Origin of the sequence: Curvibacter delicatus NBRC 14919, from assembly GCF_001592265.1 — a bacterium.
Lineage (GTDB): Bacteria > Pseudomonadota > Gammaproteobacteria > Burkholderiales > Burkholderiaceae_C > Hylemonella > Hylemonella delicata.
In genome coordinates this window covers 1-23,967 of the sequence record NZ_BCWP01000037.1, presented here as the reverse complement: position 1 = coordinate 23,967, position 23,967 = coordinate 1, and the positions used below count along the sequence as shown (strand labels likewise).

The following is a 23,967-nucleotide window of genomic DNA, read 5'->3' as shown; positions in this document are numbered from 1 at the left end:
GTCACGCGAGGGACATAACCGGTGCGACAGCGCGCCTTATCATGCGCGACTGACTTGAACCCACAACACCGCAGGAGACGATCAATGCACGCATGGCTTTGCGAAGACCCCACCGGGGTGGAGGCACTGGACTGGAAGGCGCTGCCGACACCGCAACCCGGCACCGGGCAGGTACTGGTGGAGATCAAGGCCGCCAGCCTGAACTTCCCCGACCTGCTGATCGTGCAGAACAAGTACCAGATCAAGCCGCCCCTGCCCTTTGTGCCAGGCTCCGAATACGCCGGTGTGGTGCAGGCGGTAGGTGCCGGCGTCACGCACCTGCAGGTCGGCCAGGCGGTGGCCTGCCTGTCGGGCACAGGCGGTTTCGGCACGCACACGCTGGCGCCAGCCGCGCTGTGCATGCCGTTGCCTGCCGACTTCCCGTTTGTTGATGCGGCCGCCTTCATCATGACCTACGCCACCTCGCACCATGCCTTGCTGGACCGCGGCCAGCTTAAGGCCGGTGAAACCGTGCTGGTGCTGGGCGCTGCCGGCGGCGTGGGTACAGCCGCCATCCAGATCGCCAAGGCCGCCGGCGCGCGCGTGATTGCCGCCGCCTCGACCGACGAGAAGTGTGCGCTGTGCCAGTCCATCGGTGCAGATGCCACCATCAACTACAGCAAGGAAAACCTGCGTGAAGCCCTCAAGGCGCTCACCGACAGCAAGGGCCCCGACGTGATCTACGACCCGGTGGGCGGCGACCTGGCCGAACCGGCCTTCCGTTCCATTGCCTGGCGCGGCCGCTACCTGGTGGTCGGTTTTGCCGCCGGGCCGATTCCCGCCCTGCCGCTGAACCTGCCGCTGCTCAAGGGTGCCTCGCTGGTTGGCGTGTTCTGGGGTGACTTTGCCAAACGCGAGCCGAAGGCCAATGGCGCCATGATGATGGCGCTGGCGCAATGGTATGCACAAGGCAAGATCAAGCCGGTGATCGACCGCACGATGCCGATGGCCGAGCTCAAGGCGGCCTACGCCCACATGGGCTCGCGCAGCGTGATGGGCAAGCTGGTGCTGGTGAACTGAGTGCGCTTGCCACGCGGCCTGCCATGGCCGCGCAGAAATGAAAATGCCCGCATCTGCGGGCATTTTTATCTGGGGTGGCTGATGGGACTCGAACCCACGACGACAGGAATCACAATCCTGGACTCTACCAACTGAGCTACAGCCACCGTAGCCTTAAATTATAACCGGTTCCGCGGTCACTGTAGCGCACCGGCCGCCATTTGTGTGCCGAAAGCGGCGGGACGTGCCACCTTGATCTCGGCCTTGAAGCGGCCCTGCAGCAACTTGTAGTAAGCCTCGCTCTCGGCCTGCGTCCACCACTGGGTGTACTGGGCACGGTCCTGCTGCTGCACCTGCGGTGCAGCCGTCGGCCGCTCGGCCCGCTTGTTGATCTTGGCGATGGCGTAGCCCCGGGCGCCGAGATCGACCCCCACAAAAACCGGCAGGCTGGCCGTATCGGCACGCAGCACGGCATCGAGCAAGGCGGCCGGCAGGTTCTGCGGCTGATCGCGCGACACCATCAGCGCGCCTTGCAGCTGGGCCTGTGCCGGGCTGGCTTTCCAGGCGGCCAGTTGCTTCTCACCTTCCTGGCGGGCCAGTTCGGCTGCACGGGCATTCACCACGCGTTCGCGCACGGCAGCGCGCACCTCGGCCAGCGGCAACGTACGGGCCGGCGTGTACTGGGTGATGCGCGCCGCAGCCAGCTGGCTGGGACCGACTTCCACCGCTTCGCTGTTGCGCTTGTTCGCCACCGTATCCGTGCTGAAGACGGCCTCCAGGAATTTGGCATTGGCCAGCACGCCCTTGGCGCCCGGTTCCGGCTGACGCAAGACGCGGTTGGCGCTCTGAACTTCAAGCTTGAGTTTGTCGGCCACCGGCTTGAGGCTGTCGGACTGCTCGTACACGCCATTGGCAAACGCTTCGGCCGCTTCGGCGTACTTGGTCCGGGCCTGCTGGTTCTTCAGGTCGGCTTCCAGGCTGGTGCGCAGTTCGGCAAAGCTTTTCTGTTTCGGCGCCTTGATGTCGGTGAGCTTGATGATGTGATAGCCGAAATCGGATTCCACAACGTCGCTGATCTCGCCTTTCTTCAGGGCAAAGGCGGCATCCTCGAAAGGCTTGACCATGGCGCCACGGGCGAAGAAGTCGAGGTCGCCGCCCTGTGGAGCAGAGCCCGTATCCTGCGAGTTCTTGCGTGCCACCTCGGCAAAGCTCTCGGGTGCCTTGCGCACCTGGGCCAGCAGTTCCTCGGCGCGCGCCTTGGCCTTCTGGCGCTCGGCGTCAGAGCTGCCCTTGGCGGCAGCAATCAGAATGTGGCTGGCACGGCGCTCTTCGGTGCCGCTCAGGCGTGCCACGTTCTGCTCGTAATAAGTCTTGAGGTCCTGTTCGTTGAGGCTGATGGTTTTTTTCACCGCCTCCAGGTCCAGCACGATGTACTCGATGTTGGCCTGCTCGGGCGCCTGGAACAGCGACTGGTTGGCCTGATAGAAGGCCTCCAGCTCGGCATCGGTCGGATTGACCTTGGCCGCGAAGTCCGTCGTGTTGAAGCGCGCCAGCTGAACCTCGCGCCGCTCGTAAAAGGCATTCAGGGCCAGGTCGGCCACCGCCGGTGCGGCAAAACCGGTTTGCAGCAGCCCGGTCTCCACCTGACGGACGGACAGGTCGTTGCGCAGGCGGGCCTCGAACATCTCGGGCGTCATGCCCTGGCTGCCCACCAGCTGGCGGTAGCGCTCCATGTCCAGGGTGCCATCGGCACGGCGCAGCGCAGCAATCGCCGGCGTTTCCTGCAAGGCGCGGGCCAGACGCACGTCGCTGGTCACCAGATGGGCCGACTCCGCCGCTTGGGCCAGTACACGTTCGCGCACCAGGCGCTCCAGCGTGGCATAACGCGCCTGGGGAGAGTCCAGCAGCTTGGCATCCAGCGTCGGCATGGCAGCGCGCAGGCGTTCCACTTCCGACTTGTGCGCAGCGTCCCACTCGCCCTGGTTGATGTTGTGTCCGCCAACGCGGGCCACCGTCTGGCCTTGCTCACGGAAACGGTTGTAGCCGTCAATGCCGAACAGCACGAACGAGGGAATGATCAGCAGGAACAACAGTCCCATCATGATCTTCGTGTGCTTACGGACGTAATCAAACATGCGCGGACTCTCCAACTAAGGTTCATTCGCACTTGTGAAAATTGCGAACAGACCTTTGACAACAAAAAAGGCGAACAGTGTGTTCGCCTTTGCTTGGGTGGTGGGTGCTGACGGGGTCGAACCGCCGACCTACGCCTTGTAAGGGCGCCGCTCTACCGACTGAGCTAAGCACCCCACCTTAAACCGTGATCAGTTCAGGGCGTCTTTCAAGGCTTTGCCCGGACGGAACTTCGGCACCTTGGCTGCCTTGATTTTAATCGCAGCGCCGGTACGGGGGTTGCGGCCGGTGCGGGCAGCACGTTTGCCAACGGCAAAGGTACCGAAACCCACGAGGGAAACAGTACCGCCTTTTTTCAGCGTGGTCTTGACAGCGCCGATGGTGGACTCGAGTGCACGGGTAGCAGCTGCCTTGGAGATGTCGGCATGCTTGGCAATGTGCTCAATCAGTTCGGTTTTATTCACAAAGAACCCCTTCTTGGAAACTGCGTTAATCAAATTGTCTCGTTTGTAACTCCTTGCACCAGCCAGAACAGCGTGGAGCGAAAGGAGCCGGCCATATGCAGCGAGTACTGCTGCATATGATTAAAGCCACCTATGTTTTCCGTGTCAACACGGCATGCAGCTTTACAACAGCACGGGGGCGAATTCTAGACGGTTTTCTTTGGCCGCCTTCCCAAGAGAAGTTACTGATACAAATATTTTCAAAACTCCGGGGAAACCAGGACTGGCCGCGTGATCGGAAATGGGCTAAAGCGTATGCACAATTGCATGCTCCGCATCGGCCGTACCGCCGATGTCCGTGTCCCAGTGCACCACTCAGTGGTGCCGGCACGGTCTCGAGGTCCGTCGACGCCGCATCAAAGTTGGCAAGGCCGAAGTGATTGACCTCAGCGTGGCGCACGCACCACCAGGCTCACACCGATGGCCGTCAACGCCGTACCGACAAGGGTCGTGATCGTAATGGGTTCGGCAAACAGCACCCAGGCCATCAGCGCCGTGGTCGGCGGCACCAGGTACAGCAGGCTGGTCACACTGGTGGCCGCGCCGCGCTGGATCAGCAGGTACAGCAAGGAGCTGCCCCCCAGCGTCAGGCCCAGCACCGACCAACCCATGGCCACGACCAGCTCCCAGTTCACGCCGGATGCGCTGGTCTGCCAGCCCATCGGCTCGGTTTCCAGCAGGGCCAGCGGCAAGGTCACCAGCAAGGCTGCCAGCAACTGCACGGCATTGGCCGTTCGCACGTCACAGGCCGCGACAAAACGTTTCTGGTACAGCGTGCCGATGGTGATGCTGAGCAAGGCAAAAACAGCCAGTGACAGGTTGAAGATGCCAGCTTCGCCGCCCTGACCGAACTTGCGCGAGACCACCAGCACCAGACCGGCAAACCCGAGCGAGAGCCCGGTCCATTGCCGCCCTGTGACAGAGGCGCCGCGCGCGGACAGCCAGAACGCTGTCAAGACTGGTTGCAGGCCGACGATCAGTGCCACCAGGCCGGAGCCCATGCCGGCCTTGACCGCAGCCCAGACGCCGCCCAGGTAGCCCGCATGCATCAGCACACCGGTGACGGCCAGATGCCCCCACTGCGCCCGTGATTGCGGCCAGGCCACGCGCGCCAGCAAAACCCAGGGCAGGAAACAGAGGATGGACAGGACGTAACGCCAGGCCAGGAACTTCAGTGGCGGCGCATGCGGCATGCCGTAGCGCGCCACGATGAAGCCGGTGCTCCAGATCAGCACGAACACCAGCGGCATGGCCCGCAGCAGGGCAGCACTGTCGCTGCGCTCGCTCATCGGCGCGAGTTCACTTCACCCGTGCCCGGATCTCGGGCAAGGCTTTTTGCAGGTAATAGACCATGGACCAGACGGTGAGAACCGCCGCCAGCCAGATCAGGACGTAGCCCCACTGGCGTGTGTCGATGACGCCGAACAGCAGTCCATCAAACAGCAGGAAGGGAATGGCTACCATCTGCACCGTGGTCTTGACCTTGCCCAGCATGTGCACGGCCACGCTGCGCGAGGCACCGATCTGCGCCATCCATTCGCGCAGGGCCGAGATGGCAATCTCGCGGCCGATAATGATGAGTGCCACAAACACGTCGGCGCGGCCCAGGTGCACAAGCACCAGCAGGCTGGCGCAGACCAGAAATTTGTCAGCCACCGGGTCGAGGAAGGCGCCGAAGGCCGAGGTCTGGTTGAGCTTGCGCGCCAGAAAGCCGTCAAGCCAGTCGGTCAGCGCGAACACCACGAACATCACGGTGGCAATCAGGTTGCGCGTGGCCGGGTCCAGCGGCAGGTAGAACACACCCACGATCAGGGGAATCGCGACGATGCGCGTCCAGGTCATGAGGGTGGGAATGGTGAAGAACATGGCGTCATTGTGGCATGGTCAAGGCGGCTTTCAGCGCAGAGCACGGTAGATCGCTTCGGCCAGTTCACGCGAGATGCCGTCGACCGAGGTCAGGTCGTCCACGCTGGCCGACGCCACACCACGCACGCCGCCAAAGCGCTGCAGCAATTTGGCGCGGCGCTTGGGGCCGACACCCGGGATCTCCTCGATCCGGCTGCCACCCACCCGCACCTTGGCGCGCTGCGCACGCATGCCGGTGATGGCAAAGCGGTGCGCCTCGTCCCGGATCTGCGCCACCAGCATCAGCGCCGCCGAATCCTTGCCCAAGTACACCTTGTCGCGCCCGTCGGCAAACACCAGCTCTTCCAGCCCGACCTTGCGGCCTTCGCCCTTCTCCACACCGACGATCAGCGCCAGGTCCAGCCCGAGCAACTCGAACACCTCGCGTGCCATCGCCACCTGGCCTTTGCCGCCATCGACCAGCACCAGATCAGGCAAGCGGTCGGTGAGCTCGGCACCCAGTTCGCCTTCGGCACCTTCTTCGCGCAAGGCCTGCGCCAGCTTGCCGTAGCGGCGCGTCAGCACCTGGCGCATGGCGGCATAGTCGTCACCCGGCGTGATGCCGTCGATCTTGTAGCGGCGGTACTCGCTGTTCTGCATCTTGTGGTGATGGAACACCACGCAGGAGGCCTGCGTCGCCTCGCCGGCGGTGTGTGAAATGTCGAAGCACTCGATGCGCAGTTCGTCGAGCCGGTCCTGCGGCAGCGCCAGCGCCTCGGCCAGCGCGCGGGTACGCGCCTGCTGCGAACCTTCCTCGGCCAGCAGCCGGGCCAGTTGCAGGGCGGCATTGGTCTGCGCCATCTCCAGCCAGATGCGACGCTGTTCGCGCGGCTGGTGGATGGCCCGGATTCGGATGCCGGTCTGTTGCGACAGCGCCTCGGTCAGGCGCTTGCTCACCGGTTCGCTGGTGACAAGCGTCGGCACCGCCGGCACCTCCATGTAGTGCTGGGCGATGAAAGCTTCCAGCACCTGCACCTCCACCGGTGGCGGCGCAGCCTCGGCGGATTCGGACGTTGAGGATTCCTCGTCGTCATAGATGGCCGCGGCATCTTCCACATGCACCGGAAAATAAGCGCGGTCACCCAAATGACGGCCACCGCGCACCATGGCCAGGTTGACGCAGGCGCGCCCACCCTGCACCTTGACGGCCAGGATGTCGACATCGCGGTCGTCGACGTTGTCCACCGCCTGCTGGTGCAGCACGTTGGACAGCGCCGCGATCTGGTCGCGCAGCTCAGCCGCCTGCTCGAACTCCAGCTGCTCCGAGTGCTTGAGCATGCGGGCTTCCAGCACCTCCAGCACCTGCTGGGTTTCGCCGCGCAAAAAAGCTTCGGCATGCGCCACGTCCAGCGCGTAGTCTTCGTCCGACACCAGGCCGACGCAGGGCCCGGAGCAGCGCTTGATCTGGTACAGCAGACAGGGCCGCGTGCGGTTGGCAAACACCGTGTCTTCGCAGGTGCGCAGTCGGAACACCTTCTGCAGCAGCAGGATGGCTTCCTTCACCGCCCAGGCACTCGGGTAGGGCCCGAAGTAGTGGTGTTTCTTGTCGACCGCACCGCGGTAATAGGCCACGCGCGGCCAGGCTGCCGCGCTGCGCTTGGCCGTCTGGCCTTCGGCCGCCCTCGCCTCACCCGGCTGTGCCGCCGTGATCTTCAGGTAGGGGTAGCTCTTGTCGTCGCGAAACAGGATGTTGTAGCGCGGGTTGAGCGTCTTGATCAGGTTGTTTTCCAGCAGCAGCGCCTCGGCTTCCGAGCGCACCACCGTGGTGTCCATGCGGGCGATCTTGCCCACCATGTGGCCGATGCGTGTGCCGCCATGGTCTTTCTGAAAATAGCTGGAAACGCGTTTCTTCAGATTGCGCGCCTTGCCGACGTAGAGCACCGCGCCGTCGGCGTCGAAGTAACGGTAGACGCCAGGCAAGGCGGGCAAGGCGGCGACCTGCGCCAGCAGTTCGTCAGAGTGCACAGCGCTTGGGGGATTTGGTGCGCTGGAATCGGTTTCAGTGGCCATGGGTCCGTATTGTGGACAATCCCGGCATGTCTTCTCCCCTGCTTTGGGATATTTTCTGCAAGGTCATCGACAACCATGGCGACCTCGGCGTCTGCTGGCGCCTGGCGCGCCAGCTGGCCGGGCGCGGCCAGCGCGTGCGCCTGTGGGTGGATGACGCCAGCGCCCTGGGCTGGATGGCCCCCACCGGCTGCCCCGGCGTCGAAGTCCGGCCCTGGACACAACCACTGGACCTGAGCGGATTGACTCCCGGCGACGTGCTGGTGGAAGCCTTCGGCTGCGAGGTTGCTCCTGAATTCATAGCTGCTTGCGCAGAATGGACGAGGGCCAGGAGCCAAAAATATGCCTGGATCAACCTGGAATACCTGTCGGCCGAGCCTTATGTGGAGCGCAACCACGGTCTGATGTCACCGGTCATGCATGGCCCCGGCGTCGGTCTGACCAAGTATTTCTTCTACCCCGGCTTCACACTGCGCACGGGCGGCCTGCTGCGCGAAGCCGACCTGTTGCAACGCCAAGCCCGCTTCGACCGCGCCGCCTGGCTGCAACACCTGGGCATCACGCCGCAGCCGCAGGCGCGCTGGATCTCGCTGTTCTGCTACGAACCCCAGGCCCTGCCGGAACTGCTGGACCAGTTCGCCGCGCAGACGCAGCCGGTGCACCTGCTGGTGGCAGCCGGCCGCGCCAGCGTCGCAGCCCAGGCCGTAGTTGCAAGCAAAATACAGCGTGAGCCCTCATGGAATCAGCGCCAGGTGCTATCAATTTCATACCTACCCTACCTGACGCAGGACGACTTTGACCACCTGCTGTGGGCCTGCGACCTGAATTTCGTACGCGGTGAAGACTCGCTGGTACGCGCCCTGTGGGCCGGCCGGCCCTTCATCTGGCAGATCTACCCCCAGCATGACAACGCCCACCACGACAAGCTGGAGGCTTTTCTGGCACAGATCGAGGCCCCGGTGTCGCTGCGGCGCTTCCACCGCAGCTGGAACGGCGTCGACGCACAGCCCTTGCCGGCACCGGACCTGGCGGCCTGGGGCGACACTGCCCGCCGGGCACGCCAAAGCCTGCTGGCCCAGCCCGATCTGGTGAGCCAACTGCTTGAATTTGTGGATCGCATCCACAGATAGCGCCTAGCGCCTTGAAAAGACGTTAAAATTCAAGGCTTTGCGGAATGCTGCGTGGTTCTACCGGCGGCGCTCCCATCACCTGCCGCACGAACACCGGTCATCTCGGGGCATTGAGCGGCCAACTCATTGGAAACACTATGAAAATCGCTCAGGAAATTCGTGCCGGCAACGTGATCATGCACGGCAAGGACCCGATGGTCGTGCTCAAGACCGAATACAGCCGCGGCGGCCGCAACGCTGCCACCGTGCGCATGAAGCTCAAGAGCCTGATCGCCAACTTCGGCACCGAAGTCGTGTTCAAGGCCGATGACAAGATGGACCAGGTCATTCTGGACAAGAAGGAGTGCACCTACTCCTACTTCGCCGACCCGATGTACGTCTGCATGGACTCCGAGTACAACCAGTACGAAGTCGAAGCCGAGAACATGGGCGACGCCCTGAACTACCTCGAAGACGGCATGCCGGTCGAAGTGGTGTTCTACGACGGCAAGGCCATCTCGGTGGAACTGCCCACCAGCGTCGTGCGCGAAATCACCTGGACCGAACCGGCCGTCAAGGGCGACACCTCGGGCAAGGTGCTCAAGCCGGCCAAGATTGCCACCGGCTTCGAGATCGGTGTGCCGATTTTCGTTGCCCAAGGCGACAAGGTCGAAATCGACACCCGTACCGGCGAGTACCGCAAGCGCGTCTGAACGCCTGCATTCACCGCATGTCAAAGGCTCCTTCGGGAGCCTTTTCCTTTTCCGTCGCCGGCAATTCGGTGTAGGCTCTCTTCATGTCCACGCAAGAACCTCTTCCCCCAACCCCCTGCGCCAGCCCGGAGGCCGGCAGTGACGGCAGCCCGGCCCGGCTGGCGCTGCGCCGCGTCCGGATCGACACCTATCACGAGAACGTGGCCTACCTGCACCGCGACTGCGAGGTCTACCGCGCCGAAGGCTTCAAGGCCTTGTCCAAGGTTGAGGTCCATGCCAATGGGCACAGCATCCTGGCCACCCTCAATGTGGTGGATGACGAAACCATCGTCGGTTGCGGCCAGCTCGGCCTGTCCAAGGCGGCTTTTGACCAGATCGGCGTCGAAGACGGCCACATGGCCACAGTGTCACAGGCCGAACCGCCCGAATCCATCGGCGCCCTGCACCGCAAGCTCGCCGGCGAACGGCTGGAGCTCAACGACTTCCGCGCCATCGTGACCGACATCACCGAGCACCACTACTCCAAGATCGAGCTCACCGCCTTTGTCGTCGCCACCAACCGAGACGAACTCGACCGCGAAGAGGTCTATTACCTGACCGAGGCCATGATCGAGGCCGGCCGCAAGCTGGACTGGCATGAACAGCCGGTGGTCGACAAACACTGCATTGGCGGCATTCCGGGCAACCGCACCTCCATGCTGGTGGTGCCGATCGTGGCCGCCCACGGCATGCTGTGCCCCAAGACCTCCTCGCGCGCCATCACCTCGCCGGCCGGCACGGCCGACACCATGGAAGTGCTGGCCAATGTGGAGCTGCCGATCGAACAGCTGCACGACATCGTGCGCCGGCATCGCGGCTGCCTGGCCTGGGGCGGCACGGCCAACCTGTCGCCCGCCGATGACGTACTGATCTCGGTGGAACGCCCGCTCTCGCTCGACTCGCCCGGCCAGATGGTCGCCTCCATCCTGTCGAAGAAGATTGCCGCCGGCTCCAGCCATCTGGTGCTCGACATCCCGATCGGCCCCACGGCCAAGGTGCGCTCCATGCCGGAGGCGCAGCGCCTGCGCCGCCTGTTCGAGTACGTGGCCAAACGCATGAAACTCTCGCTCGACGTGGTGATCACCGACGGCCGCCAGCCGGTGGGCTTTGGCATCGGCCCCATGCTGGAGGCGCGTGATGTCATGCGCGTGCTGGAGAACGACCCGCTCGCACCGAACGATCTGCGCCAGAAGGCCTTGCGCCTGGCCGGCCGCCTGATCGAATCCAGTCCCGACGTGCGCGGCGGTGACGGCTTTGGCATCGCACGCGACATCCTCGACTCGGGCCGCGCGATCGCCAAGATGAACGACATCATCCAGGCCCAGGGCAGCAAATTCTTTGACTACAACCACCCCGAACTGGGCGCGCTGAGCTTCGAGATCCGTGCCCCGCAGGCCGGCGTGGTCAGCGGCATCGACAACCTGCAGCTGGCACGTATCGCCCGCTTCGCCGGCGCCCCCAAAGTGCAGAACGCCGGTGTTGACCTGTTGTGCAAACTGGGCGATGAAGTCCAGGCGGGCGCCGTGCTCTACCGCGTGCATGCCAGCTTTCCGGCCGATCTGGAATTTGCCCGCCAAGCCTGCCAACGATCCACCGGCTACAGCATCGGCCGGGCGGAAGACGTGCCGCATCTCTTTGTGGAGTTCTGATGAGCCGCCCCGCCGTTCTGCTGCATTTCGACGACGAACAAGCCAGTGCCCAGCGCATCGCCGAACAGGCCGGCCTGACGCTGGGCCTGATCGCGCGCCACCGCTTCCCCGACGGCGAACTCAAACTGCGTCTGCCCCAGGCCCTGCCGGAGCGTGTGGTGCTGCTGCGCACGCTCGACCATCCGAACGAAAAGCTGGTGGAGCTGCTGCTGGCCGCGCGCACTGCACGCGAGCTTGGCGCACGCCATCTGACCCTGGTGACCCCCTACTTGGCCTACATGCGGCAGGACATCGCCTTCACCCCTGGCGAAGCTGTCAGCCAGCGCATCGTCGGCCAGTTCCTGGCCCAGCTGTTTGATGCGGTCATCACGGTCGATCCGCACCTGCACCGCGTCGCCTCGCTGCAGGAAGCCGTGCCGGTGCCGCAGGCCGTGGTGCTGAGCGGTGCCCCCCTGCTGGCCGATCTGGTGGCCACCCATCGGCCAAACGCCTTGCTGGTCGGGCCCGATGAAGAGTCAGCCCAGTGGATTGCCCAGGCCGCGGCCCGTCACGGCTTCGACCATGCGGTCTGCCGCAAGGTGCGTCATGGCGATCGTTCGGTGGCCATTGAACTCCCCTCCGTCAACTTCAGCGGGCGCGCGGTGGTGCTACTCGACGATGTAGCCAGTAGCGGCCACACGCTGGCGCAAGCGGCACGCCTGCTGCTGGCGGCAGGAGCGGCCTCGGTCGACGTCGCAGTCACCCACGCCCTGTTTGCCGGCGATGCGCTGCAACTGCTGTCGGCGGCTGGCATTGGCCAGGTCTGGAGCACCGACTGCATTGCCCACGCCAGCAATGCCGTCAGCATGGCCCCTGCCATCGCCGCCGCGCTGACCAACCTGGGCCCTTGACGCGTCGACATGAAGACCCCGCACGACCTCAGCGAACGTACCTTGGCCGATGCCTGGGCCGACCTCAAGGCCCATGCCGACGCCGGCCTGCCGCTGCAGGCCGACGCCTTCCGGCTGGCCTTTGCCGACCCCGAATTCCTGCTGCGCCGTGAGACCCGCGGCATCCGCTTCCAGCTCGAACTGCTCAAGCCCGATCTGGCGCAGCAAGCCCTCGGCGTAGCCAACACCATTGTGGTCTTTGGCAGTGCGCGCTTTTGCGACCCCGACGAGGCCCAACGCCGGTTGGAGGCTGCGCGCGCAAGTGGCGACAACCAAGCGCTGGCGCGTGCCGAGCGCGACGCACGCAATGCGGCGCACTATGAGCAGGCCCGCCGCTTCGGCTACCTGGTCGCCGAGCACAGCCACCAGCTTCCCGAGAATGAGCGGCTCTTCATCTGCACGGGTGGTGGCCCTGGCATCATGGAAGCGGCCAACCGCGGCGCCCATGAAGCGGGTGCGCTCAACGTCGGCCTGAACATTGCCCTGCCACACGAGCAACATCACAACCCCTACATCTCGCCCAGCCTGTGCTTCAAGTTCCACTACTTCGCGCTGCGCAAGATGCACTTCATGATGCGCGCCAAGGCCTTGGTGGCGTTTCCCGGCGGCTTCGGCACGCTCGACGAGCTGTTCGAGATCCTGACGCTGGTACAGACCGGCAAGTCCGAAGCGGTGCCGGTGGTGCTGTTCGGCAGCGCCTTCTGGAAGCGACTGATCAATTTCGACCTGCTGGTCGAGGAAGGCATGATCTCGCCGAAGGACCTCGCGCTGTTCAAGTTGGTGGACACCCCGGAAGATGCCTGGGAGGCGATCCAAGCGTTTTACCGACTGGAGTCGGGTGCGGCCTGAGTCGCCGCCGGGCCGCCCCAAGGGGCGGCGTCTACATGGGGTGAGACAGCATGGGGGGTCTTAACCCCCAGGCCACGCGGCTACCGAACCCGACCACGCCCCCCACCGTCCAGAACACCACGGACACGCCGACCACGGCGCCGATGCTGCCGAACAGCATGGGCATGAGCACGCTGGAGCCATTGAGCGACATCAGGCGCAGGCCCAGGGCCTCGCCATGACGGTCGCTCGGCGTGATCTGGTGCAAGGTGCTCATGATCATCGGCTGCACCGAACCCAGCACCAGCCCCAGCAGCACCGAGCACACCCCCATGCTCCAGGCCGTGGGCATGAAGGGGTAGACAGCGAACAGCACGCCGGTCAGCAGCATCGCGCTGCTGATGACCACCCACTCGCGCAGATGCGCCGCCAGCCAGGGCATGATCAGGCGCACCAGGGTGGCCGCAACCGCAAAGCTGCCCAGCAGCATGCCGATGACCGAGGCGCTGAAGCCGCGTTCATGCCCCAGGATCGGCAACACGAAGGTGTGCACATCCCAGCAGGAGGAGAGAAACCAGTTCACCAGCAGCAAGCGGCGCATCATCGGGTCGCGCAGCAAGTCCCAGGCACGTCGCGAGCCGGGCTGTGCGGCAACGGCGATGGGCAGCACGGGTGTGCCTCGAATCCACAACCAGCTCCCCAAGGGCAACAGCGCCATCAGCAGGAAGGCCGAGCGGTAACCGATCAGATCGCCGGGTTGACCGCCAAAGAATCCGCCCACGTGGTCGATCAGAACGCCGGCCGTGAGCGGCCCGAGGAAATTCGAAATGGCGGGCCCGATCGAAAACCAGCTGAACATCTGCTTTAGCTCGGTTGCATCGCGCGCGGCCCGCCCCACATGCCGCTGCAAGGCAATCGCCGCCGAACCGGTCGCGCCTCCGGTCAGCAGCGCAGCAAGGCACAGCACCGGGAAAACCGGAAAAGCCACCGCCAGGCCTGCACCCAGTGTCGCCGCGATGACGCTGAAGCCTACCGGGCGCCTGAGGCCATGGCGATCGGCATAGCGGCCAGCCGGCAGCGCCAGAAACACCTGCGTAAGGGCAAATAGGGCCATCAGCATGCCGACTGCCAGCGGGCTGTAACCTTGTTTGAGCGCCAGCAGCGGGGTAGCCATGCGCAGGCCGGCCATGCAGGTATGCAAACAAATATGGCCACCAATCAGCCGGGCCAGCCCCCAGCGCGGCGAGACCTGCGGCAGCGAAGAAGAGCTCACCCTTCGTCAGCCTCTTTGTCAACTGGCAGCAGCGCTTGTGCCTGTTCGTCCGGCAAAGCCTCGACCTGGCGCAGCACGCGCCCCATGGCCCGGCTGCGCACCTCCGCACTGCTCAGGGTATTGAGCACGGTCTCGGTCTGCGACTTGACCTTGGCCAGCACGTCGCCGAACTTGCCGAACTCGGTCTTGACCGCACCCAGCACCTGCCACACCTCACTCGATCGTTTTTCCAACGCCAGCGTGCGAAAACCCATCTGCAGCGAGCTCAGCATGGCCAGCAGCGTGGTCGGGCCGGCCAACGTGATCCGGTGCTCGCGCTGCAATGCTTCCATCAATCCGGGGCGCCGCAGCACTTCGGCATACAGACCTTCGGTCGGCAGGAACAGGATGGCGAAATCGGTGGTGTATGGCGGCTCGATGTACTTCTCGGCAATCGACTTGGCCTCCAATCGGATGCGCACCTCCAGCGCCTTGGCTGCCCCTTCCGCAGCAACGGCATCGGCACGTTGCTGTGCGTCGAGCAGGCGCTCGTAGTCTTCGTTCGGGAACTTGGCATCGATCGGCAACCACAAGGGCTCGCCACTGTCCGATTTGCCGGGCAGCCTGATGGCGAAGTCCACCACGTTCTTGCTGCCTGGGCGCGTGGCCACCTGGGCGGCATACTGGTCCGGCACGAACACCTGCTCCAGCAATGCGGCCAGCTGGGCCTCGCCGAACATGCCGCGCGTCTTGACGTTGGTCAGCAGATGCTTGAGGTCGCCGACGCCGGCTGCCAGCGTCTGCATCTCCCCCAGGCCCTTGTGCACCTGCTCCAGCCGATCGGCCACCTGCTTGAAGCTCTCGCCCAGGCGCGCATGCAGCGTGGTCTGCAGTTTCTCGTCCACGGTTGCACGCATCTCGTCGAGCTTCGCGATATTAGTCTGCTGCAACTGCGCCAGTTGCGCCTCCAACGTCGCCCGCACTTCGGACATGCGGCGGGCGTTGGACTCGCTCAAGCTGGACAGCTGCAGCGTCAAGGTATCGGACAGCGTCTTCTGCAGCAGTGCCAGCTGCTGGCCGAAAGCATCGATCTGCGTGTTCTGCGTACGTGTGGCCTCGGCCGCCTGCTGCACCAGACTTTGCTGAAAAGTTGCCAGGTTTTGCGTCAACTCCAGCCGGCTGTTACGTGCCGACTCGTCGATCTCATGGCGCAGCTCGCGCCCCAGACGCTCGCTGCTGGTCTGCAAGGCCGCCAACCATTCCGTCTGGGTTGCGGCGGCATCACCACGCCGCAACGCCAACCAGAGCAGCAGCAATAGATTCAGGGTGGCCAGCGCCAGCACGGACCAGAGCACGATGTCGTTCAAACCAGTTTCCTCCAACATCGTATTGTTGTTCAAAACGTCATCCTGAGTGATCTGTCTGTGGCAAAGTGATTTTCCGCAATAACATTTGTACAAATATAATCACCACATGACCTCATCGAGCAGTACGCCCAAATCGGCACGGCTTGCCCGCCACCGGTCCGCGGCAAATACGCCCTGTCAGCCGCCTGCCGCCCCTGTGATCGGGCCTGACGTTCAGGCCCTGCGGCGTTTCAGGGTGATTTTCAACGCCGTGCGCAGCCATTTTCAGCAGGTCGAGAAACTCACCGGCACCGGTGCCGCCCAATTGCGCGCACTCAGCATCCTGCGCGAGAGGCCCGGCATCCGCCTGAGCGAACTGGCGCAAGCCATGGACGTGCATCAATCCACTGCCAGCAACCTGGTCAAGACACTGCTGGAGCGCGAATTGATTTCGACCACGCACAATGACAGTGATCGCCGGGTGAGGCATCTGCATCTACAGACAGCGGGCATGAAAATCCTGCAACGCATGCGTGGCCCTTACATCGGTGTGCTGCCCAAGGCGCTGAGCACCTTGCCGCCGCACACGCTCCAGCGCCTCAACAGCGACCTGGATGAACTGATCGCTGCCATGCACATTGACGACACGGCAGCACTGACACCGCTGGCCGAACAACTTTAGGCGGCTGGGGCGACACGCTTGTCCGTGTCCTTCCGGCGGTTGCAAACAAGGAATGACCATGAATGACTTGATGCAGTTCTGGCCTGCATGGATCCAACCCTCCGCAGGCCTACCCACCGTGCAATGGGCTGTGTTGCTGGCGCTGGCCGCAGCGGCCGGGCACATGCTGCAGCGCCGTCTTGGCCTGCCCAAGGTGCTGGGCTATTCAATCGTTGGCGCTCTGGCCGGCTTCACCGGATTCACCACCACGCACTGGCCGCTGGAAGGCATTGGCCTGTTCATGGTCGAACTCGGCTTGTCCGTCCTGCTCTTCGAGGCCGGCGGACGCCTGACGCTGCGCTGGTTCCGTCACAACCCCATGCTGCTGGTGCAAAGCCTGGCCGAGTCCGCCCTCACTTTTGCGGCGGTGTACGGCGTCTTGCAGCTGTTCGAGGTGGATGCCGAGTTGCTCGCACCGCTCTCCCTGCTCGCCGTCACGACCTCGCCGGCGGTGCTCATGCGCGTGGCGGCCGATATCCGCTCCAGCGGCCCGGTGACCGATCGCGCCATCACCTTGGCCGCACTCAACACCTTGTACGTCCTGGCCCTTGGCGGCGTCATGGCACGCTTTCTGGGGCGTCCTGCCGCCTCGCTCACCGACGCCTTCGTCCCGGTCGTGCTGCTGCTCAGCATCTCGGTACTGCTGGGTGCCGTTCTCGCCCTGGCGCTGCGGGGAACCCTGCGCCTCATGAGTCCGACCAGTGAGAACACATCGGTGACGCTGCTGGCCCTGGTGGTTGCCTGTACCACCCTGGCCGCCAACTTCGGAGGCTCGGCACCGCTGGCGGCCCTGCTGGCCGGCATTCTGCTCAAGGCCCTGCACCCTCGGCCTTGGTCATGGCCACGCCAGTTCGGCACAGCGTCCTCCATCTTGACCATCCTGATGTTTGTGCTGGTCTCCATGGCGGCGGCCCAAGCCGAGTGGAACCTGACCGCCTTCAGCCTCATCGCAGCCGTCGTGCTGGCACGCACGCTGGCCAAGACGCTGGCCATCGGCGTGGCCGGCATCGGCAGCGGGGCCAGCCTGTATCAGGCCTTCTGGACGGCTTGCGCCATGTGGCCGATGTCGGCTGTGGCGCTGCTGCTGGTGTCGCAGTTCACCTTGTTCACGCCGGAGTTCGGAAACCAGATCGCAGCGCTGGCCCTGCCGCTGATCCTCCTCATGGAAGTCCTGGGCGCGCTCATGAGCACTATGGCCCTGCAGCGCAGTGGTGAAGCCGCCTTCCCGCTTGTTTCTGCCACGGCCACAGGAGGCGATGCACCATGACGCTTGAAGCCTTCCAACACTCCGAGGCCCTGTCACTCGGGGTCGAACTCGAACTGCAACTGGTCAACACCCACGACTACGACCTGGCCCCTTATGCCGACGACATGTTGCGCCTGATGGCCAAACGCCAGTTGCCGGGCAGTGTGGTGCCCGAGATGACCTCCAGCATGATCGAGATCTCGACCGGCATCTGCCAGTCTCCGGCACAAGTTCTGGAACAACTGTCACAGATCCGTGATGCGCTGGTGCAATGTGCCGACAAGCTCAATATCGCCGTGGTCGGTGGCGGCACCCATCCTTTCCAGCAATGGCATGAACGGCGCATCTACGACAAACCGCGCTTTCGCCAGCTGTCGGAGTTGTACGGCTACCTCTCCAAACAGTTCACCATCTTCGGCCAGCACGTGCACGTGGGCTGCCCGGACGCCGACAGCGCCTTGCTGATGCTGCACCGCATGTCGCGCTACATCCCGCATTTCATTGCACTGTCGGCCTCCTCGCCTTTTGTGCAGGGGCAGGATACGGCCTTCGACTCGGCGCGACTGAACTCGGTATTTGCCTTCCCGCTCTCAGGCCGCGCACCCTTTGCATTGCGCTGGGCAGATTTCACCGCCTACTTCGACAAGATGACACGCACCGGCGTCGTTAAGAGCATGAAGGACTTCTACTGGGACATCCGGCCCAAGCCCGAGTACGGAACGATCGAGATCCGGGTGTTCGACACGCCGCTGAGCATCGAACGTGCGGCGGCCCTGGCCGGCTACGTTCAGGCGCTGGCCGCCTGGTTCATGCAGGCGCAGCCCTTCCTGCCGGTCGAGGACGACTATCTGGTCTACACCTACAACCGTTTCCAGGCTTGCCGTTTCGGACTTGATGCCATTTACGTGGACCCGGCCAGCGGTGAACACCTGCCGTTGCGGGAGCACATTCTGCTGACGCTGGCCCAGGTGGAGCGCCATGCCACCACCCCGGGTGCCACTGCCTCCATCCGACAGCTGCGCCACAGCGCCGAGCAAGGCCACAACGATGCACGCTGGCTGCGCGAATGCCATGCACGCGAACACCTGCTGGCCGAGATGACGCGACAAGCCGGCGAAAAGTTTCGCCGCTAAGTCATCAGGCCCGGGTCAGCACCTGCGGGTTCAACGGCGTCAGCGCCTTGTTCTTGGTGAAAAATTCGATCAGGTTGTCTGCGGCCAGATTGGCCATGGCCAGACGCGTCGGCACACTGGCACTGGCAATATGAGGGGTCAGCACCACATTCGGCACGGTCAACAGATCCGGGTGCACCTTGGGCTCGCCTTCAAATACGTCCAGACCGGCGGCGGCAATGCGCTTGTCGCGCAGCGCTGCAGCCAGCGCAGCGTCGTCCACAATGCCACCCCGAGCAATGTTGACCAGTGTGGCCGTCGGTTTCATCTGCGCCAGCTCCGCCGCGCCGATGGCGTGGTGGGACGCGGCCGAGTACGGCAACACCAGCACAAGGTGGTCAGCCGTCTTCAGCAACTCGTCCTTGTCGACGTAACGCGCCTTGCATTCGGCCTCGGTCGCAGCATCGAGACGCGAGCGGTTGTGGTAGATCACATTCATGCCGAAGCCGTGCGCACCGCGCCGGGCAATGCCCTGGCCTATGCGGCCCATGCCCAGAATACCGAGCGTGGCGCCATGGATATCGGAGCCGGCGAACATGTCGTAACTCCACTTGGTCCACTGGCCGGCACGCAGGTAATGCTCGCTCTCGGTGATGCGGCGCGCCGTGGCCATCAACAGCGCAAAACCGAAGTCCGCCGTAGTCTCTGTCAGCACATCTGGCGTGTTGGTCCCCAGCACACCACGCGCAGTCATGGCATCGAGATCGAAGTTGTTGTAGCCCACAGCCATGTTGGCGCAGATCTTGAGCTGCGGGCAGGCCGCCAGCACATCTGCATCAATGCGATCACTACCGGTCGTAAAGGCACCCGCCTTGTCGCGCAGCTTCTCTGTCAGTTGCGCCTTGGACCAGGTTTCATCAGCTTGGTTCGACTCGATGTCGAAGTACTGCGACAAGCGCTCAATCACGGCAGGAAAAACGGCACGGGCGATCAGAATGCGAGGTTTGCTCATAAGGCTTTCTTTTTCAACGGAACCAGATAAAGGTCATGACAATGAACAAGGGAACCAGAATACCCACCGACCACAGCATGTAGCCGAAGAAGCTGGGCATTTTCACGCCCCGGTCTTCCGCAATCGCTTTGACCATGAGGTTGGGGGCGTTGCCGATGTAGGTGTTGGCGCCCATGAAGACGGCACCGGCCGAGATGGCGGCCAGGGTCGGCGCCAGCGTGGTCATCAACACCGCGGGGTCTCCCCCGGCTGTATTGAAGAAGACCAGGTAGGTTGGTGCATTGTCGAGGAAGGAGCTCAACGCACCCGCAGCCCAGAAGTACATGGCCGGATCGGGTGAGCCATCTGGACGTGTCACCGCAGACACTACTGCACCGAACGGACCGCTCACGCCGGCCTTGAGCATGGCGATCACCGGGATGATGGTCAGAAAGATGCCGGCGAACAGCTTCGCCACCTCCTGCATCGGCCCCCAGGAAAACTGGTTGTCCACGTGCACCCCGGTCGGCGTGATCTTCAGCGACAGCCATGTCACCGCCACCAGGCCGATATCGCGCACCAACCCTGGCAGGCCAACCTCGGTGCCAGCCACATCAAACACCAGACTGGACTTCCAGAAGCCGCTGAGCAGTACCAAGGCGACGATCGCGCCGAGCAACCAGAAATTGGCGGCGCCATCGAAACCGATGCGCCGGCTGTCCGGCGTCGGATCCAGCGGCAGGATTTCCTCGCGTCGATGGTAGTACCACCCATCCAACAGATAAAACAGGCCCAGCAGGCACCCGATCAGAAACAGGGTCTCCGGGAAAATGTGACTCACCGTCCAGAAGAAGTCCACCCCCTTGAGGAAGCCCAGAAACAGCGGAGGATCACCTAACGGCGTGAGGGAGCCGCCGGCGTTCGAGACGATGAAAATGAAGAACACCACCACGTGCGCCTTGTGCTTGCGGTTGTCATTGGCTCGAATGAGCGGCCGAATCATCAGCATGGAGGCACCGGTCGTCCCCATGAAGCTCGCCAGTACGGCACCGATTGCCAGAATGGCGGTATTAAGTCCCGGGCTGCCGTGCAGATTGCCGCGGATGTAGATGCCGCCTGCCACGGTGAACAGCGCGGTCAGCAGAATGATGAAAGGGATGTATTCCGCCAACAGCGCATGCACCAGATGGGCCGCTGCAGCACCCACGCCGAAAGTCAGCGCAAAAGGCAGGAAAAAAACCAGCCCCCAAACCGCCGCCACCTTGCCGAAGTGGTGGTGCCAGAACATGGGCGCCAACAAGGGAACCACGGCAATAGACAGCAGCAGGCCGGCAAACGGTACACCCCACAGCACCGAAAGCTGGCTGCCATCAAGTTCAGCCGCGGCGGCCAAACCGGGCCAAAGGGCCAACAATCCCAAGGCCCAACCCCAACGAACAGCATTCATCTGCATTTCTTTCAACATCAATCGAGCCAACGCGTGAACTCCGACACCGGCTCACGCGGTGTATGGAAGGTGTTCACGATGTCATTCTCAGCGGCATAACCGAGCGCCATGCCGCACACCAGCATCTCTTTCTGACCGGCACCGATGTGCGGCAGGATGATTTTTCCGAAATGGTTCCAGGCAGCCTGCGGGCAGGTATGCAGGCCACAGGCGCGCGCAGCGAGCATGATGTTTTGCAGAAACATGCCATAGTCCACCAGCGAACCACGCCCCATGATGCGATCGACCGTGAACATCAGCCCGACCGGTGCGTCGAAGAAACGGAAATTACGCTGATGCTGGGCATGCATCCTGTCTTTGTCGCCCTTGCCGATGCCGAGCAGGCCATACAGTCCCCAGCCGTTTTCGCGCCGGCGGTCAATGTAGGGGCTGACCCATTGCTCCGGGTAATAGTCGTACTCTTCACGGTACTCGGCAGCCAACGCCGGGTTGGCGCGCAGAGCGTCATGAGCAGCACAAACCTTGTCCACCAGCGTATCGCGGCTCTGGCCCTGCAGCACATAAACCTTCCAGGGCTGGGTGTTGGTGCCCGACGGCGCCCGGCTGGCCAGCTGGAGCAGTTCGGTGATGAGTTCACGCGCCGGGACTTGCGGCGTGAAAGCACGGATCGACATGCGCGAGTTGATCGCGTCAGCCACGGACATAGGGGTCATGCAAGCGTCTCCAGCACGGTTCTGAGTTTCTCCGGCAAAGTCACCGGCCGGCGCGTCTGCCGGTCGACATAAACGTGAACAAAGTGGCCCTGCGCTGCTGCCAGTTCTTCGCCTTCAGCAAACAGCCCCACCTCGTAGCGCACACTGGAGTTGCCCAGACGGGCCACGCGGATGCCGGCCTCGACGGCCTGGGGAAACGCCAGCGAGGCGAAGTAGTTGCACTGGGTCTCGATCACCAGGCCGATGGTTTCGCCTTGGTGGATGTCCAGCGCTCCCTGTTCGATCAGATGGGCATTGACGGCCGTGTCGAACCAGCTGTAGTACACGACATTGTTGACATGGCCATAGACATCGTTGTCCATCCAGCGGGTGCTGATCGGGCGAAAGGCCTTGTAGGCGCTGCGTCTCTCGGGTCTCGGTTTTTCTGTTTGGGTATTCATCGCAGATCCGATTCTGCCAGCCTGCAGCCCTCACGCCCTGAGGGTTTGCCAGCGTTGCCAGTAGTCCAATGCCACCCGGTACGTGGTGAGCTGCACCTGCACCGTCTCCTCGATCTTCACACCATAACCACCGGCCATGGCCAAGGCCAGCGGAATGCGACGCTGCCAGCACCAGTCGAACACACGTCGGTCGCGCGCTTCCAGTCCGTCACGGCTGAGCTTGAGGCGGCCCAGACGGTCCCCCTCAAACGGATCGGCTCCAGCCAGATAAATTACCAGACCCGGCTCGAAACGGTGCAGCAACTCCTCAAGCGCGGCCTCCAGCGCCTGCAGATAGGGTTCGTCACCGCAACCGTCGGGCAATGCCACGTCCAGGTCGCTGCTTTCCTTGCAGAACGGGAAATTCTTTTCGCCGTGCAAGGACAGTGTGAACACGCTGTCGTCGTGCTGAAAAATGTGCGCCGTGCCATTGCCCTGATGCACATCGAGATCAATGATGGCCACGCGCAAGGTGCGGCGCTGCTGCCGGCCCCACTCGGCCTGCATCAGGCGCGCAGCCACGGCGGCATCGTTGAAAACACAAAAACCGCCGCCTTTGTCGGCATAGGCATGGTGCGTACCACCGGCCAGATTGGCCGCCACCCCCGCTTGCAGGGCCAGCCGAGCCGCGGCCACGGTCGCCCCGGCCGAGCGCCTTGAGCGCTCCACCATGGCGTCACTCCAGGGAAAGCCGATCTCACGCATGGCCGCGCGACTGATCGTGCCCTGTGCCAGCGATGCGATGTAAGCGGGAACGTGAACCAGTGCCAATTCCCCATCACTGGCCCGTGGCGCCTCCTGCAAGGTCACCAGCGGTAACTCACGGGCCAGGCGCTCGCGCAGCTGACTGTATTTGGCCATGGGGAACCGATGTCCTGCGGGCAAGGGCAGAACAAAATGATCTGAATAAAACGCCTTCATGCGGCCGATTCTGACCCCAGTGACTTCAGACCTTGAGGATTTAGAGCGCCAACCCTAATATGCTGCATCGCAACAAAAAAGACTTGCACTCCCGATTCACCTACCTATAATTCGAGCCATGTTGCACTGCAACATAAATCCTCAGCCCACCTTTCAAGGAGATTCTCATGCTGACCGTCGAACAAGTCATGGCCACCAACAAAGCCAACATCGAGACCCTGTTTGGTCTGACCAACAAAGCCTTTGAGGGCGTTGAGAAGCTGGTTGAACTGAACATGACCGCCTCCCGCGCCGCCTTGGCTGACGCCTCCAAGCAGGCCCAGTCCGTTCTGAGCGTCAAAGACGCCCAGGAGTTGCTGGCTCTGCAGTCGGCCCTGTTCCAACCCTTGGCAGAGAAGACCCTGTCCTACAGCCGTCATCTGTACGACATCGCATCCAGCACCAGTGCCGAATTCGGCAAGGCTTTTGAAGATCAGGCGACTGAAGCCCAGAAGAAGTTCGTGGGTTTGGTCGACAACGCGGCCAAGAACGCGCCTGCCGGCTCCGAAACGGCTGTGGCTGTGATGAAAAGCGCCGTGGCTGCTGCCAACAATGCACTGGAATCGATTCAGAAGTCCGTCAAACAAGCGACTGAACTGGCCGAATCCAACTTCAATGCCGTGGCCGCCAATGCTGTGAGCGCAGGCAAGCCGGCTGCCCGCAAACGGTAACAAAGGGTAAACCCTCGATTTTTTCTTGAAATGACTTTACGCCAAGGGAAAACCCTGACATAATTCATTTCATCGGGAACTAAGCAGTTTCCACCGGTTGTCTCCTCGGGTCCTTTCGACACCTTCGGGTTCAGGGATCCCTTCAAGGCCTCGTCGTATGACGGGGCCTTTTTTTA

22 protein-coding genes and 2 tRNA genes are annotated in these 23,967 nt (G+C 63.2%); 10 read left to right on the top strand and 14 right to left on the bottom strand.

Going from position 1 to position 23,967, the window contains the following annotated elements; genetic code table 11:
* The first annotated feature begins 84 nt into the window (after positions 1-84).
* On the top strand, positions 85-1,059 hold the full coding sequence (locus CDE01S_RS14950) for an NADPH:quinone oxidoreductase family protein (RefSeq protein ID WP_066709273.1): 975 nt from the start codon (positions 85-87) through the stop codon (positions 1,057-1,059).
* Positions 1,060-1,129: 70 nt separating this feature from the next.
* Here the strand turns inward: CDE01S_RS14950 and CDE01S_RS14945 are convergent.
* The 7 genes from CDE01S_RS14945 to uvrC all read right to left on the bottom strand — a co-directional run bounded on the left by CDE01S_RS14945 (position 1,130) and on the right by uvrC (position 7,589).
* Positions 1,130-1,205 (bottom strand) — tRNA-His (locus CDE01S_RS14945).
* A 30-nt stretch (positions 1,206-1,235) separates the two neighbouring features.
* Positions 1,236-3,173: a SurA N-terminal domain-containing protein gene (locus tag CDE01S_RS14940; RefSeq protein ID WP_066709271.1), complete on the bottom strand. Its 1,938-nt coding sequence runs from the start codon at positions 3,171-3,173 to the stop codon at positions 1,236-1,238.
* A gap of 98 nt (positions 3,174-3,271) precedes the next feature.
* Positions 3,272-3,347: transfer RNA gene (locus CDE01S_RS14935), tRNA-Val, on the bottom strand.
* Between the two features lie 15 nt (positions 3,348-3,362).
* Positions 3,363-3,635, bottom strand: coding sequence for an HU family DNA-binding protein (locus CDE01S_RS14930; RefSeq protein WP_066709320.1), 273 nt, complete (start codon positions 3,633-3,635; stop codon positions 3,363-3,365).
* A gap of 425 nt (positions 3,636-4,060) precedes the next feature.
* Complete coding sequence (locus CDE01S_RS14925; RefSeq protein ID WP_066709268.1) at positions 4,061-4,963, bottom strand: DMT family transporter; 903 nt, start codon at positions 4,961-4,963, stop codon at positions 4,061-4,063.
* Between the two features lie 10 nt (positions 4,964-4,973).
* Positions 4,974-5,540: a CDP-diacylglycerol--glycerol-3-phosphate 3-phosphatidyltransferase gene (gene pgsA, locus CDE01S_RS14920; RefSeq protein WP_066709265.1), complete on the bottom strand. Its 567-nt coding sequence runs from the start codon at positions 5,538-5,540 to the stop codon at positions 4,974-4,976.
* A gap of 30 nt (positions 5,541-5,570) precedes the next feature.
* Positions 5,571-7,589 (bottom strand): excinuclease ABC subunit UvrC, encoded by a 2,019-nt coding sequence (gene uvrC / locus CDE01S_RS14915; protein WP_066709262.1) that lies wholly within the window; start codon positions 7,587-7,589, stop codon positions 5,571-5,573.
* Positions 7,590-7,615: 26 nt separating this feature from the next.
* On the opposite strand from uvrC, the gene earP reads away from it, so the two are divergent.
* The 5 genes from earP to CDE01S_RS18810 all read left to right on the top strand — a co-directional run bounded on the left by earP (position 7,616) and on the right by CDE01S_RS18810 (position 12,874).
* Positions 7,616-8,716, top strand: coding sequence for an elongation factor P maturation arginine rhamnosyltransferase EarP (gene earP, locus CDE01S_RS14910; RefSeq protein WP_066709316.1), 1,101 nt, complete (start codon positions 7,616-7,618; stop codon positions 8,714-8,716).
* A 137-nt stretch (positions 8,717-8,853) separates the two neighbouring features.
* A complete protein-coding gene (gene efp / locus CDE01S_RS14905) occupies positions 8,854-9,408 on the top strand; it encodes an elongation factor P (protein WP_066709259.1) in 555 nt (184 codons plus the stop codon).
* Positions 9,409-9,491: 83 nt separating this feature from the next.
* Positions 9,492-11,096: a thymidine phosphorylase family protein gene (locus CDE01S_RS14900; RefSeq protein ID WP_084382915.1), complete on the top strand. Its 1,605-nt coding sequence runs from the start codon at positions 9,492-9,494 to the stop codon at positions 11,094-11,096.
* On the top strand, positions 11,096-11,986 hold the full coding sequence (locus tag CDE01S_RS18815) for a ribose-phosphate diphosphokinase (protein ID WP_066709256.1): 891 nt from the start codon (positions 11,096-11,098) through the stop codon (positions 11,984-11,986). Before CDE01S_RS14900 ends, CDE01S_RS18815 begins: the two co-directional genes overlap by 1 nt.
* Before the next feature lie 9 nt (positions 11,987-11,995).
* A complete protein-coding gene (locus CDE01S_RS18810; RefSeq protein ID WP_066709253.1) occupies positions 11,996-12,874 on the top strand; it encodes an LOG family protein in 879 nt (292 codons plus the stop codon).
* Positions 12,875-12,905: 31 nt separating this feature from the next.
* Here the strand turns inward: CDE01S_RS18810 and CDE01S_RS14885 are convergent, their stop codons facing one another.
* Together CDE01S_RS14885 and CDE01S_RS14880 are read right to left on the bottom strand one after the other, a co-directional pair.
* The gene (locus CDE01S_RS14885; protein ID WP_281179368.1) at positions 12,906-14,126 is read right to left on the bottom strand and encodes an MFS transporter; all 1,221 of its coding nucleotides are present in this window, start codon (positions 14,124-14,126) and stop codon (positions 12,906-12,908) included.
* On the bottom strand, positions 14,123-15,472 hold the full coding sequence (locus CDE01S_RS14880; protein ID WP_245636187.1) for a DNA recombination protein RmuC: 1,350 nt from the start codon (positions 15,470-15,472) through the stop codon (positions 14,123-14,125). Before CDE01S_RS14880 ends, CDE01S_RS14885 begins: the two co-directional genes overlap by 4 nt.
* A gap of 250 nt (positions 15,473-15,722) precedes the next feature.
* Here CDE01S_RS14880 and CDE01S_RS14875 point away from each other — a divergent pair, with 250 nt between their 5' ends.
* Genes CDE01S_RS14875 through CDE01S_RS14865 form a run of 3 tightly spaced genes read left to right on the top strand, consistent with a single transcriptional unit; the run spans position 15,723 to position 18,551 of the window.
* Complete coding sequence (locus CDE01S_RS14875) at positions 15,723-16,133, top strand: MarR family winged helix-turn-helix transcriptional regulator (protein ID WP_245636186.1); 411 nt, start codon at positions 15,723-15,725, stop codon at positions 16,131-16,133.
* Between the two features lie 58 nt (positions 16,134-16,191).
* Complete coding sequence (locus CDE01S_RS14870; RefSeq protein WP_066709301.1) at positions 16,192-17,439, top strand: cation:proton antiporter; 1,248 nt, start codon at positions 16,192-16,194, stop codon at positions 17,437-17,439.
* Entirely contained in the window at positions 17,436-18,551 is a 1,116-nt protein-coding gene (locus CDE01S_RS14865; RefSeq protein WP_066709248.1) for a YbdK family carboxylate-amine ligase, read from the top strand. Before CDE01S_RS14870 ends, CDE01S_RS14865 begins: the two co-directional genes overlap by 4 nt.
* Positions 18,552-18,555: 4 nt before the next feature.
* Here the strand turns inward: CDE01S_RS14865 and CDE01S_RS14860 are convergent, their stop codons facing one another.
* From CDE01S_RS14860 to CDE01S_RS14840, 5 genes are read right to left on the bottom strand one after another with little or no spacing between them, the layout of a single operon-like run.
* Complete coding sequence (locus tag CDE01S_RS14860; RefSeq protein WP_066709245.1) at positions 18,556-19,542, bottom strand: 2-hydroxyacid dehydrogenase; 987 nt, start codon at positions 19,540-19,542, stop codon at positions 18,556-18,558.
* Between the two features lie 13 nt (positions 19,543-19,555).
* Complete coding sequence (locus CDE01S_RS14855) at positions 19,556-20,968, bottom strand: sodium:proton antiporter (protein WP_066709298.1); 1,413 nt, start codon at positions 20,966-20,968, stop codon at positions 19,556-19,558.
* 17 nt (positions 20,969-20,985) lie between these two features.
* A complete protein-coding gene (locus CDE01S_RS14850; protein WP_066709242.1) occupies positions 20,986-21,681 on the bottom strand; it encodes a nitroreductase in 696 nt (231 codons plus the stop codon).
* The gene (locus CDE01S_RS14845; RefSeq protein WP_066709239.1) at positions 21,678-22,121 is read right to left on the bottom strand and encodes an acyl-CoA thioesterase; all 444 of its coding nucleotides are present in this window, start codon (positions 22,119-22,121) and stop codon (positions 21,678-21,680) included. The genes CDE01S_RS14850 and CDE01S_RS14845 overlap by 4 nt, the downstream gene beginning before the upstream one ends.
* Positions 22,122-22,151: 30 nt before the next feature.
* A complete protein-coding gene (locus CDE01S_RS14840; protein ID WP_066709237.1) occupies positions 22,152-23,081 on the bottom strand; it encodes a histone deacetylase family protein in 930 nt (309 codons plus the stop codon).
* Positions 23,082-23,248: 167 nt separating this feature from the next.
* Between CDE01S_RS14840 and CDE01S_RS14835 the strand changes: the two genes are divergently transcribed.
* On the top strand, positions 23,249-23,791 hold the full coding sequence (locus tag CDE01S_RS14835) for a phasin family protein (RefSeq protein ID WP_066709234.1): 543 nt from the start codon (positions 23,249-23,251) through the stop codon (positions 23,789-23,791).
* Positions 23,792-23,967: the final 176 nt, after the last annotated feature.

What these genes read in the sequence shown, in the direction of transcription:
- pgsA (WP_066709265.1), bottom strand. Translation starts at nt 5,540, where the DNA reads ATGTTCTTCACCATTCCCACCCTCATGACCTGGACGCGCATCGTCGCG.
- CDE01S_RS14870 (WP_066709301.1), top strand. Translation starts at nt 16,192, where the DNA reads ATGAATGACTTGATGCAGTTCTGGCCTGCATGGATCCAACCCTCCGCA.
- CDE01S_RS14865 (WP_066709248.1), top strand. Translation starts at nt 17,436, where the DNA reads ATGACGCTTGAAGCCTTCCAACACTCCGAGGCCCTGTCACTCGGGGTC.
- CDE01S_RS14900 (WP_084382915.1), top strand. Translation starts at nt 9,492, where the DNA reads ATGTCCACGCAAGAACCTCTTCCCCCAACCCCCTGCGCCAGCCCGGAG.
- CDE01S_RS18810 (WP_066709253.1), top strand. Translation starts at nt 11,996, where the DNA reads ATGAAGACCCCGCACGACCTCAGCGAACGTACCTTGGCCGATGCCTGG.
- CDE01S_RS14855 (WP_066709298.1), bottom strand. Translation starts at nt 20,968, where the DNA reads ATGAATGCTGTTCGTTGGGGTTGGGCCTTGGGATTGTTGGCCCTTTGG.
- CDE01S_RS14860 (WP_066709245.1), bottom strand. Translation starts at nt 19,542, where the DNA reads ATGAGCAAACCTCGCATTCTGATCGCCCGTGCCGTTTTTCCTGCCGTG.
- CDE01S_RS14835 (WP_066709234.1), top strand. Translation starts at nt 23,249, where the DNA reads ATGCTGACCGTCGAACAAGTCATGGCCACCAACAAAGCCAACATCGAG.
- uvrC (WP_066709262.1), bottom strand. Translation starts at nt 7,589, where the DNA reads ATGGCCACTGAAACCGATTCCAGCGCACCAAATCCCCCAAGCGCTGTG.
- CDE01S_RS14940 (WP_066709271.1), bottom strand. Translation starts at nt 3,173, where the DNA reads ATGTTTGATTACGTCCGTAAGCACACGAAGATCATGATGGGACTGTTG.
- CDE01S_RS14850 (WP_066709242.1), bottom strand. Translation starts at nt 21,681, where the DNA reads ATGACCCCTATGTCCGTGGCTGACGCGATCAACTCGCGCATGTCGATC.
- efp (WP_066709259.1), top strand. Translation starts at nt 8,854, where the DNA reads ATGAAAATCGCTCAGGAAATTCGTGCCGGCAACGTGATCATGCACGGC.
- CDE01S_RS14950 (WP_066709273.1), top strand. Translation starts at nt 85, where the DNA reads ATGCACGCATGGCTTTGCGAAGACCCCACCGGGGTGGAGGCACTGGAC.
- CDE01S_RS14840 (WP_066709237.1), bottom strand. Translation starts at nt 23,081, where the DNA reads ATGAAGGCGTTTTATTCAGATCATTTTGTTCTGCCCTTGCCCGCAGGA.
- earP (WP_066709316.1), top strand. Translation starts at nt 7,616, where the DNA reads ATGTCTTCTCCCCTGCTTTGGGATATTTTCTGCAAGGTCATCGACAAC.
- CDE01S_RS18815 (WP_066709256.1), top strand. Translation starts at nt 11,096, where the DNA reads ATGAGCCGCCCCGCCGTTCTGCTGCATTTCGACGACGAACAAGCCAGT.
- CDE01S_RS14925 (WP_066709268.1), bottom strand. Translation starts at nt 4,963, where the DNA reads ATGAGCGAGCGCAGCGACAGTGCTGCCCTGCTGCGGGCCATGCCGCTG.
- CDE01S_RS14845 (WP_066709239.1), bottom strand. Translation starts at nt 22,121, where the DNA reads ATGAATACCCAAACAGAAAAACCGAGACCCGAGAGACGCAGCGCCTAC.